We start from the raw sequence: 17,595 nt of genomic DNA, 5'->3' as shown, positions 1-17,595 counted from the left end.
CTGTCCGGGATTCATTCCACCGCAGCGGCCAGTTCGGCCACCCGCGCAGCCAGCTGTTGCGGCGTGCCACTGAAGGCCACCTCGGCCTGGGCCTGGGCGGCCTCCGGCATGCTGCTGATCACGCAACTGTCCGCACTCTGGCTGAACACCAATCCACCCCTTGCCTGCAGTTCCCGCACCCCCTGGGCACCGTCGCTGCCCATGCCGCTGAAGATCACGGCCGCGGCCTGGGTGGCATAGACCGCGGCAACCTGCTGCAGCACGTCGTCGATACTCGGTCGGTAGGCACCGGGTATCGGCTCGTCGCGAAGTTCCACGCGGCCCTCCCCCCCCAGGGTGAAACGCTGCTCGACGGGCACGATGACGACCTCGCCAGGTTCCAGCGCCTGCCCCTGTTCGGCGACCCGCACCTTGAGCGGGGTCACCCGTTGCAGCTGTTCCGCCAGCAGCGGCAGGAAGGCGGCACCGATATGCTGGACGACAATGAAGCTCGCCGGCAGGTCCGCCGGCAAGGCCGACAGGAACTCCTTCAGCGCCTGGGGGCCACCGAGCGACGAACCCAGCACCCAGAGGCGACGCACCCCCGCTGCCGCGGGGGACACCACGCGCAACGCCGGCCGCGGCGGCTCGGCGACCGGCGGCTCCCACTCCGCCAAGCGGTGCAGGCGGGTAATGAAACGCCGGCACCAGGCCGCATCCGCCGCCGGCACGCCCCCTTCGTTGAAGAGGATCGGCAGCTCGATCTCGTCGATCAGCTGCTCCAGCCGGTCGATCTGCCGGCTGCTGGTCTCGTCCAGGTTGACCAGCAGGAGGGCGGCGCCGCCCTGCTCCAGCAGCACCGGTTCGAAATCGGCCAGCCGCGACTCACCGACCACCCGCAGCCCGGCTGTCTCCAGCAACTCACGAAGCGCCCGGCCCTCGGCTCCGGGCTCGACGATCAGCGCGACCCGCAGCGCCGACGCAGCATCAGGCATGGGCCGTCTGTTCCTCCAGCAGTTCCTGGATGCTCTCCAGCAGCTCCGTCTCCTGGAAGGGCTTGCCCAGGTACCTGTTGACACCGATCTCCAACGCCCGGGTGCGATGCTTCTCGCCGGTCCGCGAGGTGATCATGATGATGGGGATGTGCTGCAGCCGCGGCTCGTTGCGGATGTGGGTGGCCAGTTCGAAACCGTCCATGCGCGGCATCTCGATATCGAGCAGCATCAGATCCGGCAGATGTTCCTGCAGCTTGGCGACTGCATCCACCCCGTCCTTGGCCGTGAGCGCCTGCATCTCGTTGCGTTCCAGCAGACGGCTGGTCACCTTGCGCACGGTGATGGAATCATCGACCACCATGACCAGCGGTTTCTCCCGCAGCTCGGGCTCGGCCTGCGGGGCGACGCGAGCGGCGGCCGGGGCCATGGCGGCGCCGGCACGCACCAGACCACCGAGGTCGAGGATCAGCACCACCCGCCCGTCACCGAGAATGGTGGCACCGGAGATACCACGCACCGTGCTGATCTGCGGCCCCACCGATTTCACCACCGTCTCGCGGCTGCCGAGCAATGCCTCGACCTGCAGCGCCATGTGATGGTCACCGGCCCGCACCAGCAGCACCGGCAGACGCTTGGGCATGCCGCTGCCAAGATGGGGCTCGCCATGGCCGAGCATGGCACCGAGATGGCGCAGCTCGTATTCATAGCCGGCATATTCGAAACGCTGCGAGGGATCCTCGTAGTAGCTGCGCAGCTGCTCCTGGGTCATGCGCACCACACCCTCGATGCCGGTCAGCGGGATGGCATAGACGTCCTCGTGCACCTGGACCAGCAGGGCCTGGTTGATGGCCAGGGTGAAGGGCAGGCGAATGGTGAAGGTCGTTCCCTGGCCCGGCGTGGAATCGATGTGCAGGGTGCCGCCGAGCTGTTTCACCTCGTTGTTGACCACATCCATGCCCACCCCGCGGCCGGCGATCTGGCTGACCTCGGTGGCGGTACTGAAGCCGGTCTCGAGCACGAACTGCATGACCTCGTTGTCGCTGAAGCTGGCATCCTCGGCGATCAGCCCCCGCTCGCGGGCCTTGTCGCGGATGGCCTGCAGATCCATGCCCGCACCATCGTCGGCAACGGTGATCACCACGTCGGAACCATCACGCTGCAGCTTGATGCGGATGCTGCCGGTGCTGCGCTTGCCGGCCGCCTCGCGCTGGGCCGGCGGTTCGATGCCGTGGGCCACGGCATTGCGCAGCATGTGCTCGAGGGGCGCGACGATGCGATCGATCACGGTGCGGTCGATCTCGCCCTCCGCCCCTTCCAGCGACAGCTCGGCGCGCTTGCCGAGTTCCTGGCAGGCCTGACGCACGATCCGGCGCATGCGCGGCGCCAGCCGCGAGAAGGGCACCATGCGGGTGCGCATCAGGCCCTCCTGCAGCTCGGTGTTGACCCGCGACTGCTGCACCAGCAGGGTCTCGGATTCGCGGGTGACGTTCTCCAGCAGGTTCTGCAGGCTGACCAGGTCGCCGATACTCTCCATCATGGAACGCGACAGGGTCTGCAGCGTCGAGTAACGGTCCATCTCCAGCGGATCGAAATCCGGATGCGCCTCGTCGCCGCTGTCCCGCTCGTAGCGGTAGAGTACCTGGGCCTCGGTCTCGATCTCCAGCTTGCGCAACTGTTCGCGCAGGCGATCGACGGTCTGACCCAGCTCGCCCAGATTGAAGCGGAAGGAACCCACCTGCTGTTCAAGCCGGGCCCGGTAGATGCTGATCTCGCCGGCATAGTTGACCATGTTGTCGAGCAACTCGGCCTGGACGCGTACCATCTCCTGCTGGCCTCGGCCTGTGACGACCTCGTCCTCGGCACGTGCGTCCACGGCCGTCTCCGCCGCAGGCGCCTGTTCGACCGCCTCGGCCGGTTCTACCGGCTCTGTCTCCACAGTAGCAACTGCATCCTCGACCGGCGCCATCTCGACCGCCTCGCCCCGCCGCAGTGACTCGATGCGCTGCAGCAGATCGCCGGCCGCCTCGGCCGTGTGCCCGGCCCGCACCGTCTCGATCATCTGCACCAGGCGGTCCTGGGCAGCCAGCAGCAGATCGAACAGCGCCGTGCTCGGCACCACCCGGCCATCGTCGACGGCGATCAGCAGCGACTCGAGCTGATGGCTGAGGTCGCTGATGGCATCCAGGCTGGCCATCCGCGCACCGCCCTTGAGGGTGTGCAGATCACGCTGCAGGCTGGCGATCAGGCCGGCATCCCCGGGCGACTGGATCCATTTCTGCAGGGTGAGCTCGCTGCTCTCCAGGATCTCGTCCCCCTCTTCCAGGAAGACCTCGATCAGCTCGGCGTCCGGACCCTCCTCGGCAGGTTCGCCAGCGGCCGATTCGGCGGCCGGCACCTCGACAGCAACCTCCTCGAGGGGGATCTCCTCGACCTCGTCCGGCGCCTCCGGGACGGGCGCCCCGGCCTCGGCTTCGCCGCTGCCGGCTGTCTCCTCGACCTGCACCTCCAGGCCATCCTCGGCGGACGGCCCATCCAGCACCTCATCAGCCTGCTCCGCAGCGGCCTCGGTGATCTCGATCTCCACCACCTCCGGCGCTCCATCCGGAGTCTCATCGCCCGCTGCCGGGGTGAGCTCGATCACCTCTGGCTCGTCCGCAGCCGGCAGCTCGTCGAGAGACGCCTGCTGCGCCGCCTCCAGGCTCTGCGGCAAGCTGGCCAGACGTTCCAGCAGGGACTGCAGGGCCGGGGACCCGACCTCGGCCTCACCCTCGATCAGACGCGGCAGCAAGGCATCGATCATATCCAGCGCCATGCCGATCACCGGCCGTTGCTCCGCGGTCAGCGGCTGACCATGTTCCATCAAGGCCTTGCCATAGCGCTCCAGACCGGCCGCAATGGCGGCAATGGCATCGGCACCGGCCATGCGCGCGCTGCCGTGCAGCGTGTGCAGGGCGCGGATCAGCCCCTCGGTGGGGCGACAGTCGTCGCTGGACCGTTCACAGGCCGCCAGATGCTCGCGGATGACGGCCAGATGGTCCGCCGACTCCTTGCAGAAGATCTCGTAGAGCTGCGGATCGACAGCGGACGCCGCCTCCTGCAGTTCGCTGGCCATCGCCTCCGGCGAGCGGGCCGCCTGCGGCAGCTCGACCACCTCGGCCAGCGGCGCCACGGCCGCCGGCACCGGTTCCAGGTCACCCAGATCGATGGCCTCGCCTCGCGACAGGGCCTCGGCCTTTTCCATCATCAGACCCACGTTGAGTCGTGGTGGCTGCCCTCCCTGCAGCTGGCCGATCAGCTGCGGCAGGGCCTCAGCGGCCCGCTCCAGCAACCCCGGCATCTCGTCACCGACGTCGATGGTGCCGTCGATGACGCGGTTCAGCATGTTCTCGAAGGCCCAGGCAAACTCGCCGATCAGCATGGCACCCACCAGCCGGCCGCTTCCCTTCAGGGTATGGAAGGAGCGCCGCATCAGGGTCAGCGACTCCTGATCGGCGGTATCCGCCTGCCAGCGCGGCAAGGCCTCGCGGATGTTGGCCAGCTCCTCCTCGGCCTCCTCGATGAAGATCTCCAGGATCTCCTCGTCGACCTCGCTGCCCTCCAGGACCGGATAGGGCAGGTCGAAGGCGGGGGCATCCCCGGCCTCGGCCTGCGGTTGTTCTTCGGACACGACCTCGGGAGGGGGCGCGTCATCGGCCGCCTCCGCCGGCTCCAGATCCACCAGCTCGATGGTCGCCTCGCCGTCATCGGCCGTCAGCATCTCCAGATCGAGCATCTCGCCGTCCGCCTCGGCTGCGGGCAGCTCGATGAGTTCTTCCGCGGGCGCCATGTCCAGTTCCTGCAGATCCTCCACCGGCAGCGCTTCGATCACCTCCTCGTCGCTCGCCGGCAGCGCCTCGACCTCGGCCACGGCGGGCAGGGTCCGCAGCAGTGCCTCGACACTGCGCTGGGCCACCTCGAGGATGCTCTCCCCGGAGACCTTCTGCTGCTGCAGGTTCTCCAGGTAGTACTCGAGGCTGGATATCGAATCGGCGAGATGATCCAGCGCCGCCTCGCCCGGCAGCTGGCGGCCATCCAGCATCTGCCGGCCGATATAGTCCGCCACCGACTCCAGCAGGGCTGCGGCACGGGTCTCGTTGAGCAGCAGCAGGCCACCCTGGATCTGATGGAACCAGCCGGCGACCGGCTCCAACGGTGTGACGTCGGCCGGGTTCTCGATGAAAGCCAGGATGGCCTCCTTGGCCCGGGCGATGTCACGAATCGCCTCTTCGGCGAGCACGCCACAGACCTGGCTGAACTCGGCCTCGGGGACCACCGTCGCCTCGCCGCCGGCGTCCGCCGGGGCGGCCGCCACCGGAGCACCGCTGAGCAGGCCGTCGAGCGAACTCTCGACACTGAGCAGGGCGCCGGCGATCGCCATCAGCACCTCCTCGTCCGGCTGCTGGCGTCCCTCGACGATGTCCATCGCCTGCCGCGCCTGGGCCAGCACCTGCTCGCGCAGGGAACCCAGACCGAGCATGCCGAGGGTATCGGCGATCCGGTTCAGGGTCTCACCGGCCGGTGCCAGTTCGGCGGCGGCCTGGCGGCCGCCGCGGGTGAACAGATCGAGCGCATCCTTGACCTGGGCCAGATCCTCACGCACCGCCGCGGAGACGGTTTCGATCAATGCCAGGTTGTGACCGCTCAGGCTGTCGCGTGCCCGGGAGATCTCCTCCTCGTCGGGCAGCAGGCTGGCCAGCCCATAGGTCTGGCGAACGCTGTCCACCAGGGTGCTGCCCGGCTCGGAACGGGCCACGTAGAAAAGCAGGTTCTTGATCAGTTCCTGTGGCGGCTCGGCGGCGAAGGCCGGCTCGCCCTCGTCGATCAGCCGCTTGACCTGGCGTTCGACCTGGCCAAGCAGCAGGCGCACCGACATGCTGGTCTCCAGCCGCCCGCCGGCCAGGGCCTCGGTCACCCCGCCGGCGACCCAGAACAGGGTCCGCGCCGCCGGTTCCACGGCCGCGGCACGCAGTTCGGCCAGCAGCTCGCCCATCCGCTTCAGGTTCGCCTCCGGCGCCTTGTCCCGGAACCAGCCGAGCAGGGCCAGCTGATAGGGATGGCGCAGGCGCCGGCAGCGCTCGGCCAGCGGCTCCTCCGCCGTCTCGGCGGTGATCTCCGCAGGCAGCGGCCGCTGCAGATCGGGCGAGAACAGGGCATTCTCCGAGAGCAGCTTCTCGCCGCGGATGGCCCGCAGGTCGTTCATCAGCGGCAGCAACACCAGGGGGATGTCGGCGTGCCCCGCAGCGATCCGGTCGAGATAGTCCGGCAGCTGCAGGATGCCGCGCATCAGCAGTTCCAGGGCCTCCTGCTGCTGGGGAATGCGGCCGTCGTCGAGGGCCAGGACCACCTGCTCCAGTTCCTCGGCGAGCATCCCGGCGCCGTACAGCTCGACCATCTGCAGGGTGCCGTAGACCTGATGCAGATGGACGGCACAGAAGCGCAGCTGCGCCTCGTCCTCTGGAGTCTCGACGTGCGCCTCGAGCGCCTGGCGTGCCTGTTTCAGGGTCTCGTCCAGCTCCTGCTTGACCCACCTGAGGGTATTGTGGTCGATGGCTCCGCTCATCTTCATCCCTTTCCGTCAGTGGCCGCCCCGCGGCGTCGATACGCCAGGGTGCCGGCAAATCGTATTCTTTCCATTTCCGGGTGTGCCCAGGCCGGCACATCGGCCGGCCCCAGGACCATCACCCCGCCCGGCCGCAGCCGCCCCACCAGCCGGTCGAGCAGCGAACATCGCGTCTCGCGCGGGAAATAGATCAGCATGTTCTGGCAGAAGATCAGGTCCAGCCGCTCCAGCGGAAAGTCGTCGAGCTCGACGATGTTCTGCCGAGCGAAGCAGACCCGCCGGCGCAGGGTCGCGCAGATCCGGAAACCGCCGTCCGCCTCAGCCACGCAGTAGCTGTCGCGCAGGCCGGGTTCGATATCCTCCAGGCGGCGCACCGGGTAGCGGGCCTCGCGTGCCCGGCGCAGGGCCGGCTGGCTGAGATCCGTGGCGGTGACGCCATACCCCGCGTCGCGCTCCGCCAGGGCCTCGTCCAGCAACATGGCGAGGGAATAGGCCTCCTCACCCGTGGCACAGCCGATGCTCCAGGCATGGAAACCATGGTCCGGCTCCGCGGCCAGAAAGTCCGGCAACAACCGATCGCGCAGCAGTCGAAAGGAGGGTGGATGGCGGAAGAAGCGGGTCTCGTGAACGGTGATCCTGTCCACCAGCAGCGACCATTCCGCCAGCCGGCGCCCCTCCTGCAGATAGTCGAAGTAGGCCTGGTAGCCACCACAACCGGTGGCCCGCATCCGTTCCCGCAGCCCGCTGGCCAGGAAGTCCCGTCGCTCGGCCGGGATGTGGATCCCGCCACGCGTGGCCAGCAGCTGGCGCCACTGCAGGAACTGTCCCTCATCGAGTTCCGGCAGCGACACCCAGGGCCTGGGCTGCGCCAGCTTCTGGGCCGCTTGCGTCATCGGCTGCAGTCCGTCCTGTCCCTTATTCCGCCCCCGCCTCGGCCTCGGGCAGCTTGAAGCCGGCCACCGTGCGACGCAGCTCGCTCGACAGCTCGGTCAGCTCGCCGATGGAGGTCGCCGTCTCGTTGGTCGCAGCATTGGTCTGGGTGGTGATCTCCTGGATGACAGTCATGGTCGAGGTGATGTTGTCCGCGGCCTTCGACTGCTGGGCGGCGGAATTGGAGATGTTCTCGATCAGCTCTGCCAGGTCGGTGGAGACGCTGACGATGTCCTCCAGTGCCTCGCCGGCGTCCTCGGCCAGCCGTGCCCCGTTGACCACGCCGGCGGTGCTCTGTTCCATGGAGATGACCGCCTCGTTGGTATCGGTCTGGATCGCCTTGACCAGCGCCTCGATCTGCTTGGTGGCGTTCGAGGACCGCTCTGCGAGACGCTGCACCTCGTCGGCGACCACCGCGAAACCACGCCCGGCCTCGCCGGCCATGGCCGCCTGGATGGCGGCGTTCAGGGCCAGGATGTTGGTCTGCTCGGCGATGTCGTTGATCAGCTCCACGATGTCGCCGATCTCCTGGGAACTCTCGCCGAGCCGCTTGATCCGCTTCGAGGTCTCCTGGATCTGCTCGCGGATGGTATCCATGCCCTCGATGGTGCGACGCACCGTCTCACCACCCTGATTGGCGATCTCCACCGACTTCTGCGCCACCGCGGCAGACTCCTTGGCGTTCTTCGACACCTCGCCGATGGAGACTGCCATCTCGTTGATGGCGGTTACCGCGGAGGTGATCTCCTGTGCCTGGTGCTCACTGGCCTCGGCCAGGTTGACCGCCGTCGCCTTGGTCTTCTCCGCAGCGGAGGAGACCTGCTCCGAGGTGCTGTTGATGGTGGTCACCACGTCACGCAGGGCGTCGATGGTGAAGTTGATGGAGTCCGCGATGGCACCGGTGAAGTCCTCGGTCACCGTTGCATACTGGGTCAGGTCGCCATCGGCCAGATTGCCCATCTCGTCGAGCAGCCGCAGGATGGCCTCCTGGTTCTTGCGGTTCGCCTCCTCGGCGACCTGACTGCGGTGATCGGCGTCACGCTTCAGCGACCAACCCAGCCAGAGCAGGAAGACCAGGGCCACAGCGCCGAACATGTAGGCATGCTGCTCGGTGAGCGCACGCTGCATGGAGGCGATGGCATAGGCGTTCTGCAGGGCGACGCTGGCGGCGAACACCTCGTCGGACTGCTCGGCGGCCTGGCGTGCAGCCTCCTGCACGGCCAACAGATCCTCGGCGTTGTCGAGCAGCTCACCCACATAGTCGGCCACGATCTTGAACTGCATGGAGGCTTCGAACAGCTTGGCCTGCACTTCCTTGTCGTTGATCTTCTTGATCACCTTGTTGCCGCGGACCATGCCGTCGAGCACCGTGCCGTACTCCTCGACGTCGGCCGCGAACTGCTCGGTGGCTGCCTCGCCACCTTCACCCGCCAGTACCTGGTTGACGTTGTTGACGATACGCTGGGCCAGCATCAGCTGGCGGCTGGCCTTGCTCACCTGGTCCAAAGGCATGCGCTTCTCGACCATGATGTTGACGATGGCCTCCGAGTTCTCCAGCAGCATCGGCATCTGTTCGTTGATCGCCGACACTGCCTCGCTCAGGAACAGCACCAGCTCCTTGCCCTCCAGCACCGTGTCGACGGAACCCCGGAACGCATCCCACTTGCTGCTCAGGGCCATCAGCTTCTCGAAGGCGGGACTGTCCTCGCCGGTCGGCGGCAGACCGGTCTCGGGATTGCCGTTCTGCAGGTAGTCCAGCGTCTGCGTGAAGCGATTGCGCGACTTGAACAGATTGTCGAAGGCCGCCTCGTGGCCGGAGGAGGCCTCCAGTGCGTACTTGGCGATCCGCTGTGACAGCACCTGCTGCTCACTGGCGTAGCTGATGTATTCCTTGTCGTATTCGGCCTGCTGACCGACATAGACAAAGATGCCCGCCATCGCTATCAGCGAGGCCAGCAGACCAAGAATCAGATACAGCTGCCGTTTGCCGGCACCACGCTTTGCTGAAGTATTTTGTGCTGCGCTCATCGTCTATCTCCTGCCCCAGTCACATCCTGAAAATGGTGTAAGAATCCTTGTTGTTTCATACCGCGAAGGCCCCGGCCATCAGACCGCGGCCTGCAAGAATTGTGGTGTCTCTGCCAAGCGGCGCATGCTGAACACCCCCCACAGCCCGGATTCGTTGTGGAAACCATGGCTCAGGTAGGGCTGCAGGGTGTCGTCGACCCCCTCCACCTCGTCGATCCGCTGCTCGGGGAGGAAATGCTTGAGTCCGAGCACCTCGTCGACGACCAGCCCCGAGAACACGCCCCGGTGGTTGATGACCAGCACCCGCGTCTTGCGCCCCGGCAAGGCCGGACGCCCGTGCAGATAGCCGTTCAGATCCATGATCGGCAACAGATTGCCGCGCACGTTGGCGATGCCCCTGACCCACTCCTTGGAGCCGGGCACCTTGGAAAAACCCGGGTAGGTAAGAATCTCGGCCACCTCGTCCAGTGGCGCAACCAGCCGGCTGTCACCGACCCGGAAACCGATGCCCAGCCAGTCCTCCCTGATCTCCACTTGGCTGGGCAGGGGCCGCGCATGGCTGCGGCAGCGGCGTTCCAGATCGCGTAGCAGGGCCAGGGGGTCCGTCGTCTCAGCACTCATCTGCATCCTCCAGCAGCATGCGGCGATGTTCAGGCATTCAGTGCCTTCTGGATCTTGCTCACCAGGTCGGCCTCCACCACCGGCTTGGTCAGGTAGTCCTTGGCCCCCTGGCGCATCCCCCAGACCCGGTCCGTCTCCTGATCCTTGGTCGTGCAGATGATGACCGGAATGTCCGCGGTAGCCGCATTCTTGGTCAGCTGGCGCGTTGCCTGGAAGCCGTTCAGGCCGGGCATCACGACATCCATCAGCACCAGGTCGGGCTTCTCGGCCTTGGCGGTCTCCACCCCCTCCTCGCCGGTACCGGCGGTGAGGATTTCATAGCCGTTCTTCTCCAGCATGCTCTTCAGTACATGCATTTCGGTCGGGGAATCGTCAACAATGAGAATTCGAGCCATGCGGCACCTCCTTCAACGTGGTCTCTGCGCGCCCCGGATCGAGCCCCTTGCGGACAAGGGCCAGGGTCGAGACAGCCACTCTGTACAATGGTTGGATTGTCTCCCTGATCATCAGGTCGATGGCCGCACGTGCGCCTTGATGGCACCGAGCAGCTCGTCCTTGGAAAAGGGTTTGGTCAGATATTGGTCGGAACCGACGATGCGGCCACGCGCCCGGTCGAACAGGCCGTCCTTGGACGACAGCATGATGACCGGCGTGTGCTTGAAGACCTGGTTGTGCTTGATCAGGGCGCAGGTCTGGTAACCGTCCAGGCGCGGCATCATGATGTCGACGAAGATGATGTCCGGTCGCTGATCGGCGATCTTGGCCAGAGCCTCGAAACCATCGGTGGCGGTCACCACCTCACAGCCAGCCTTCTTCAGCAAGGTCTCGGCGGTCCGCCGGATAGTCTTGCTGTCGTCGATCACCATTACCCGCAGGCCTTCCAAGGTATCTTGTTGTAATGCAGTTTCCACAGCATCCCCTCTGGATCGTTCCCTGTTGTCCGTTCGTACCACCCGTCTCCGGGGCGAAGGCCAACAGTTAGCACAAAATATCTTATAATTCCATCAGCTATGGCGTTGCAGCTGCGCCGGCCGGTCACCACCGACATCCCTCGCATGCCGTTCGCGAGGCGAAGGAATTGACGCAGGCCTGCGGATATCCATTAGTATTGTCCCTTTCCTCGACCCTCTTTAGCGTCCGTTGCATTTCAAACTTTATGCCAAACCATGACCCCAATAGCTGGCAGGCCGTGCCGCACCTGACCACCGCCCTCACCGGCCCGCTGCAGCAGATCGAGACCCTGCTGCTGCTGGAACAGCCGGCCATCGAGGCCTGGTTTCGCAGCGAATGGCGACGGACGCCGGCACCCCTCTACGCCTCGGTCGACCTGCGCAACGCCGGCTTCAAGCTGGCCCCGGTGGACACCAACCTGTTCCCGGCCGGCTTCAACAATCTCAATCCGGCCTTCCTGCCACTCTGCATCCAGGCCATGCAGACCAAGATGGAGCTGGTCTGCGAATCCGCCGCCAAGGTGCTGCTGATCCCGGAGGACCATACCCGCAACCTGTTCTATCTGGAAAGCCTCGCCACCCTGCGCGACATCATCCACAATGCCGGTTACGAGGTGCGCATCGGTTCCCTGCGCCCCGATCTCGAACAGGTGGAATGCATCGACCTCCCCTCGGGCCGGCAGGTGCTGCTGGAACCCATCGTGCGCCGCGGCAACCGCCTCGGCCTGGCCGACTACGAGGCCTGCGTGGTGATCCTCAACAACGACCTGATCGGCGGCCTCCCGCAACTCCTGCAAGGTCTGGACCAACCGATACTGCCGCCGCCCGGTCTCGGCTGGTCGAGCCGCCTGAAATCGGCCCACTTCACGCATTACCAGGCCGTGGCCGGGGAATTCTCCCGCCTGCTGGGTATCGACCCCTGGCTGATCAACCCGCTGTTCCGCAACTGCGGCGAACTGGACTTCAAGAAACGCGAGGGCGAGGCCTGCCTCGTCAAGAATGTGGCGGACCTGCTGCAGGACATCCAACGGAAATATGACGAATACGGCATCGACAAACCGCCCTTCGTGGTCATCAAGGCGGACGCCGGCACCTACGGCATGGCCATCATCTCGGTGACCAGCGTCGACGAGGTGCGCAGCCTGAACCGCAAGCAACGCACCAAGCTCGGTTCCATGAAGGGCGGCGGAGGAGTCAGCAAGTTCCTGCTCCAGGAGGGCGTCTACACCTTCGAGACCTGGGGCGAGAACGAGGCGGTGGCCGAGCCCGTGGTCTACATGATCGACCATTTCGTGGTCGGCGGCTTCTACCGGGTACACACCGGCCGCGCCGCCCACGAGAACCTCAACGCCCCGGGCATGCATTTCGAACCCCTGGCCTTCGCCGACCCCTGCAACAATCCGGACCAGAACCAGTCGCCGGACGCCGAACCGAACCGCTTCTATGCCTACGGGGTGATCGCCCGCCTGGCACTGCTCGCCGCCGCGCGCGAGCTGGCGGAACATTGAAGACCCACCGTCGCCAGGGAAGACAGGGGTTGATTCCGTAGGCTTCGTGGCAACCATTCCTTCCGCCTGTTGCATGGCCATCCCAGGGAGAGCAATCTTCAGATGAGCATCCGCCTCGGCATACTGATGGACCCCATTGCGGGCATCAACGTCAAGAAGGACAGCAGTTTTGCCATGCTGCTGGCAGCCCAGGCCCGCGGCTGGGAACTGGCCTACATGGAGGCCCCCGACCTGTTCCTGCGCGACGGCCGCGCCTATGCCCGGCTGCATGGCCTCAGCGTGCGCGACGATGCGCAGGACTGGTACCAGCTGGACAGTGCCCGCATCGCAGCGCTGGATTCGCTCGATGTCCTGCTGATGCGCAAGGATCCGCCGGTCGATCTCGACTTCTTCGCCACCACCTACCTGCTGGAACGCGCCGAGGCCGCCGGCACCCTGGTGGTCAACCGCCCCGGCGCCCTGCGCGACATCAACGAGAAGCTGTACACCGCCTGGTTCCGCGATTGCTGCGTCCCCACCCTGGTTTCGGCCAGCGCGGCACTGCTGCGCGACTTCCTGGCCGAGCAGGAGGACATCATCCTCAAGCCGCTGTGGAGCATGGGCGGCGCCTCCATCTTCCGCCTGCGCCAGGGCGACCCCAACATCGCCGTGGTCATCGAGACCCTCACCGGCCACGGCCGCTCGCTGTGCATGGCGCAGCGCTTCATCCCCGAGATCCGCGACGGCGACAAGCGTATCCTGCTGATCGATGGCGAACCGGTGCCCTATGCCCTGGCACGCATCCCGGCCGAGGGCGAGACCCGCGGCAACCTTGCCGCCGGCGGCCGCGGCGTGGGGGTCGAGCTCAGCGCCCGCGACCGCTGGATCTGCCAGCAGGTCGGCCCGGTGCTGCGCGAGAAGGGCGTGCGCTTCGCCGGCCTGGACGTGATCGGCGACTATCTCACCGAGATCAACGTCACCAGTCCGACCTGCATCCGCGAGCTGGATGCCCTCTATGGACTGGACATCGCCGGCCAGCTGCTCGACCGTCTGGCGGAAAGCCTGGCCGGGCGCCCCGCCGGACCGGCATGAGCCTCCGCCTCGCCAGCCTGCTGCTGGGCCTCGCCCTGCTGCTTGGCGGCTGTTCCGCCCCGCCCGACGGCCAGCAACGCCAGTTCCTCGCCATGGGCACCCTGGTCGAGGTGACCCTGTTCGACATCGACCCGCCGCGCGCCCGTCGGCTGCTGGACGAGGTCGAGGCGGAATTCCAACGCCTGCATCACGACTGGCATGCCTGGGAGGAGAGCCCCCTGGTGGGGCTCAACCGGGCCCTGGCCGGCGGTGAGACGGTCGAAGTGCCAGCGGTGCTGCAGCCCCTGCTGGCACCGGCCATCCGCCTCTCGGCGCAGAGCGACGGTCTGTTCAACCCGGCCATCGGCCGCCTGATCGCCCTCTGGGGCTTCCAGGCCGACGAGCCCGCGCGGCGGCTGCCGGACCCGGCGCGCATCGCCGCCGAGGTCGCCGCCCGGCCGCGGATGAGCGACCTGATCCTGGAGGGCAATCGCATCCGCAGCCGCAACCCCGCCGTGCAGCTCGACTTCGGCGGCTTCGCCAAGGGCTATGCCGTGGACCTGGTGGTCGAGCAGCTGCGCCGGCGCGGGGTGCGCAACGCCATCGTCAACGCCGGCGGCGATCTGCGCGCCATCGGCCGTCACGGCGAGCGCCCCTGGCGGATCGGCATCCGCGACCCGCAGCGTCCCGGCGGTGTCCTGGCACGCATCGAACTCGGCGGCGACGAGAGCGTCTTCACCTCCGGCGACTACGAGCGCTACTTCGAGATCGACGGCCGGCGCTACCATCACATCATCGATCCGCGCAGCGGCTGGCCGGCCGAGGGCGCCCGCTCGGTGACCGTGATCCATCCGCAGGCCGCCACCGCCGATGCGGCGGCCACCGCCCTGCTCATCGCCGACGCCGCCGACTGGCCGCGCATCGCCCGCCAGATGGGCATCCGTTACGTGCTGCGGGTCGAGCCCGACGGCAGCGTGGAAATGAACCCGGCGATGGCGACACGTGTCCAATTCATGCGCCAGCCGCCGCCCGAGATCCGGCTGACGGCGGCCCTGACCCCGGAGACAGCGCCATGAGCGATACCGACAACCCGGCAGCGGGTCCCGTCTGCCCGGCCCGGCAGACGGAGCCTGAGGGACTGAAGGTCATCCGTCTCGATCCGCCCGAACGCCTTGCCGACTACCGTGCGGCCATGGCCCTGGCCGGGCGGCTGGCCGAGGAACACCTCGGCGAGGCCATGCTGCTCGCCTGGTACGACCGCGACCGGGACTTCGAATCCCCCCAGCATTCCAGCGAGTGCCATGCGGACTCGGCGGTGCCAGGTTATGTCGACTATGCCCTGAGCCACGGGGCCCGGCTGAAGGTGGAGCTGGAGGGTGGCCGCTTCGTGTTCTTCTACCTGCCCCTGGCGGATGAACCCTGAGCCGGCGCCGGGGTTGAGAATGCGCCCCGCCGCCGCCACATTGTCCGCCTGCAGCGTATAATCATGTATCTGCACGGCGCACGCCGCCCCCAGGACAGCATGTCGAACCACAGCACAATCCCCACCAGCCCCGGCGGCGACCCGCTGCTCGTCAGCCTGCTGCTGGCCCTGGCCCTGCACGCCCTGTTCATTCTCGGCCTCGGCTTCAGCCCCGAGGAGGAGGAGCCGCTGCCGGAACAGCTGCCGACCCTGGACATCACCCTGGTGCAGAAGACCCAGGGCCCGCCGCCCGAGGAAGCCGACTATCTGGCGGCCCACAACCAGGACGGCGCCGGCAACGTCAGCGAGAAGATCAAGCCGCGGCTCGCCCAGGAGGCACGCATGAAGAGCGCGCCGCCCCCGGAACCGGCGCCGCCGACGCCCCAGGTGCTGACCCGGGAGCAAGCCCCGACCCGGGTCCAACAGACCGAGCTGGCACCCCGGCCAGCGGAGAAGCGACCGAAGAGCGCGGCCGAGCTGATCAACCGCAGCCTGGAACTGGCCAGCCTCGACGAGCAACTCAAGCAGTCCCTGCAGGCCTATTCCAAGCGCCCCCGGCAGACCTTCATCTCGGCCCGCACCCGCGAGTTCAAGTACGCCAACTACATGAACGACTGGGTGGCCAAGGTGGAGCGGGTCGGCAATCTCAACTACCCGGATGCGGCGCGCCGCCAGCACCTCTCCGGCAACCTGCTGCTGGACGTGGCGCTGAACCCTGACGGCAGCATCTACAACATCAGCGTGCTGCGCTCCTCCGGCCACAAGATCCTCGACGACGCCGCGGTGCGCATCGTCCGCCTGGCCGCCCCCTTCCCGCCGCTGCCCGGCGAGATCCGCAAGGACACCGACATCCTGCACATCACCCGCACCTGGGAGTTCCTGAGCAGCGGCCTGCAGAGCCGCTGAAGCGCCGCTTGCGGCGCCACCGCCGCTGCCGGATACTATCGCCATGCCTGACGCCCCCTCCCTCTGCAACCACCTGCTGATTGCCATGCCCGGGCTGACCGATCCCAACTTCTTTCACACCGTGACCTACCTCTGCGAACACGACGAGGACGGCGCCATGGGCCTGGTCATCAACCGCCCGCTGGAGATGCGCCTGGGCGACGTCTTCGCCCACACCCAGATCGAGCCCGGCGACCCCTTCGTCGCCGACCGGCCGGTGTTCCAGGGTGGTCCGGTACAGCCGGAACGCGGCTTCGTCCTCCATCAGCCGCTCGGCGACTGGCAGGCGACGCTGCGTGTCACCGATGAGATCGGCGTCACCGCCTCGCAGGACATCCTCGCCGCCATGGCCGCCGGCCAGGGGCCGCAGCGGGCCCTGGTGGCGCTGGGCTACGCTGGCTGGGGCCCCGGCCAGCTGGAACAGGAGATGGCGGACAACGCCTGGCTGAACGGACCGGCCGACCCGCGCATCCTCTTCGACACCCCGGTGGAACGGCGCTGGGAAGCGGCCGCAGCGCTGCTCGGCGTGGACCTCAAGCTGCTGTCCAACGACACCGGGCATGCCTGAGGCAGCGACGGAAACCCTCACCCTGCTCGGTTTCGATCACGGCAGGACCCGGATCGGCGTGGCAGTCGGCTCGACCCTGACCGGCAGCGCCCGGGCGCTGACCACGCTGCCGGCCCGGGAGGGTCAGCCGGACTGGGAGACGGTGTCGCAGCTGATCGCCGAGTGGCAACCGGCCCTGCTGGTGGTCGGCCGGCCACGAAGGCTGGACGGCAGCGACAGCGAGAGCACGGTCGCCGCGGAACGTTTCGCGCGCCGCCTCGAAGGGCGCTACCATCTGCCGGTGCGGCGGATGGACGAACAGCTCAGCTCGCACGAGGCCGAGGCACTGCTGGGGGCCGAGGCACGGCGCGATCCGGCGCGCATCGACGCCGAGGCGGCGCGGATCATCTTGCAGAACTGGCTGGACGGCCAGGGGGACTGAGGACATGGCGGATTCGAGAGAGATCGAGGGCCTGCTCGAGCGCATGGGCGGCGAACTGCGCGAGCTGATGCGTCGGCGCGGGCGCGAGGATGCCGCCATGGTCGGCATCCACACCGGCGGCGTCTGGATCGCCGAACGCCTGCACCCACTGCTGGAACTGGAGGCGCCGCTCGGCACCCTGGACATCTCCTTCTACCGCGACGACTTCACCCGCATCGGCATGAACCCCCAGGTGCGGCCCTCGGAGCTGCCGTTCACGGTCGACGAGCGGCACATCATCCTGGTCGACGACGTGCTGCATACCGGCCGCACCATCCGCGCCGCGCTGAACGAGCTGTTCGACTACGGCCGGCCGGCCTCCATCACCCTCGCCGTACTGGTCGAGCGCAGCGGCCGCGAGCTGCCGATCGAGGCCGACGTGGTCGGCCTGCAGATGCCGCTGGCTGCGGACGAGCACGTCAAGCTGAGCGGTCCCGAGCCCCTGACCCTGGAGGTGCAGAAGACGGCATGAGCGGCGACAACCAGCAGATCGACGCCCA

The 17,595-nt window shown here is 67.2% G+C and carries 15 protein-coding genes; 8 read left to right on the top strand and 7 right to left on the bottom strand.

All coding sequences use genetic code 11. The features are described 5' to 3' along the window. Nucleotides 1-11: 11 nt before the first annotated feature. The 7 genes from QVG61_RS01535 to QVG61_RS01505 form a co-directional block, all read right to left on the bottom strand. Nucleotides 12-974, bottom strand: coding sequence for a chemotaxis protein CheB (locus QVG61_RS01535; protein WP_289931556.1), 963 nt, complete (start codon nucleotides 972-974; stop codon nucleotides 12-14). Then, nucleotides 967-6,573, bottom strand: coding sequence for an Hpt domain-containing protein (locus QVG61_RS01530; protein WP_289931555.1), 5,607 nt, complete (start codon nucleotides 6,571-6,573; stop codon nucleotides 967-969). The genes QVG61_RS01535 and QVG61_RS01530 overlap by 8 nt, the downstream gene beginning before the upstream one ends. 2 nt (nucleotides 6,574-6,575) lie before the next feature. Then, nucleotides 6,576-7,466, bottom strand: coding sequence for a protein-glutamate O-methyltransferase CheR (locus tag QVG61_RS01525; RefSeq protein ID WP_289931554.1), 891 nt, complete (start codon nucleotides 7,464-7,466; stop codon nucleotides 6,576-6,578). Between the two features lie 22 nt (nucleotides 7,467-7,488). After that, nucleotides 7,489-9,531, bottom strand: a complete 2,043-nt coding sequence (locus QVG61_RS01520) for a methyl-accepting chemotaxis protein (RefSeq protein WP_289931553.1) — start codon at nucleotides 9,529-9,531, stop codon at nucleotides 7,489-7,491. 78 nt (nucleotides 9,532-9,609) lie between these two features. Continuing rightward, nucleotides 9,610-10,152, bottom strand: coding sequence for a chemotaxis protein CheW (locus QVG61_RS01515; RefSeq protein WP_289931552.1), 543 nt, complete (start codon nucleotides 10,150-10,152; stop codon nucleotides 9,610-9,612). A gap of 29 nt (nucleotides 10,153-10,181) precedes the next feature. Beyond that, entirely contained in the window at nucleotides 10,182-10,547 is a 366-nt protein-coding gene (gene pilH, locus QVG61_RS01510; protein WP_289931551.1) for a twitching motility response regulator PilH, read from the bottom strand. Between the two features lie 111 nt (nucleotides 10,548-10,658). Further along, a complete protein-coding gene (locus QVG61_RS01505) occupies nucleotides 10,659-11,018 on the bottom strand; it encodes a response regulator (RefSeq protein ID WP_289931550.1) in 360 nt (119 codons plus the stop codon). A 290-nt stretch (nucleotides 11,019-11,308) separates the two neighbouring features. Between QVG61_RS01505 and gshA the strand changes: the two genes are divergently transcribed. The 8 genes from gshA to pyrR all read left to right on the top strand — a co-directional run bounded on the left by gshA (nucleotide 11,309) and on the right by pyrR (nucleotide 17,567). After that, the gene (gene gshA, locus QVG61_RS01500; RefSeq protein ID WP_289931549.1) at nucleotides 11,309-12,610 is read left to right on the top strand and encodes a glutamate--cysteine ligase; all 1,302 of its coding nucleotides are present in this window, start codon (nucleotides 11,309-11,311) and stop codon (nucleotides 12,608-12,610) included. 102 nt (nucleotides 12,611-12,712) lie between these two features. Beyond that, a complete protein-coding gene (gene gshB / locus QVG61_RS01495; protein WP_289931548.1) occupies nucleotides 12,713-13,681 on the top strand; it encodes a glutathione synthase in 969 nt (322 codons plus the stop codon). Continuing rightward, entirely contained in the window at nucleotides 13,678-14,736 is a 1,059-nt protein-coding gene (locus QVG61_RS01490; RefSeq protein ID WP_289931547.1) for an FAD:protein FMN transferase, read from the top strand. The genes gshB and QVG61_RS01490 overlap by 4 nt, the downstream gene beginning before the upstream one ends. Then, nucleotides 14,733-15,083 (top strand): AF1514 family protein, encoded by a 351-nt coding sequence (locus tag QVG61_RS01485; RefSeq protein WP_289931546.1) that lies wholly within the window; start codon nucleotides 14,733-14,735, stop codon nucleotides 15,081-15,083. The genes QVG61_RS01490 and QVG61_RS01485 overlap by 4 nt, the downstream gene beginning before the upstream one ends. Nucleotides 15,084-15,182: 99 nt before the next feature. Beyond that, nucleotides 15,183-16,028, top strand: coding sequence for an energy transducer TonB (locus QVG61_RS01480; protein WP_289931545.1), 846 nt, complete (start codon nucleotides 15,183-15,185; stop codon nucleotides 16,026-16,028). A gap of 43 nt (nucleotides 16,029-16,071) precedes the next feature. Further along, entirely contained in the window at nucleotides 16,072-16,635 is a 564-nt protein-coding gene (locus tag QVG61_RS01475; protein WP_289931544.1) for a YqgE/AlgH family protein, read from the top strand. Then, entirely contained in the window at nucleotides 16,628-17,056 is a 429-nt protein-coding gene (gene ruvX / locus QVG61_RS01470) for a Holliday junction resolvase RuvX (protein ID WP_289931543.1), read from the top strand. The genes QVG61_RS01475 and ruvX overlap by 8 nt, the downstream gene beginning before the upstream one ends. 4 nt (nucleotides 17,057-17,060) lie before the next feature. Next, complete coding sequence (gene pyrR / locus QVG61_RS01465) at nucleotides 17,061-17,567, top strand: bifunctional pyr operon transcriptional regulator/uracil phosphoribosyltransferase PyrR (RefSeq protein WP_289931542.1); 507 nt, start codon at nucleotides 17,061-17,063, stop codon at nucleotides 17,565-17,567. The last annotated feature ends 28 nt before the right edge of the window (nucleotides 17,568-17,595 follow it).

The organism is Thiohalobacter sp. IOR34, assembly GCF_030406045.1.
Taxonomy (GTDB): Bacteria; Pseudomonadota; Gammaproteobacteria; order Thiohalobacterales; family Thiohalobacteraceae.
Note: the sequence above shows the minus strand (reverse complement) of the source record. Positions and strands in the feature narration are given on the sequence as shown.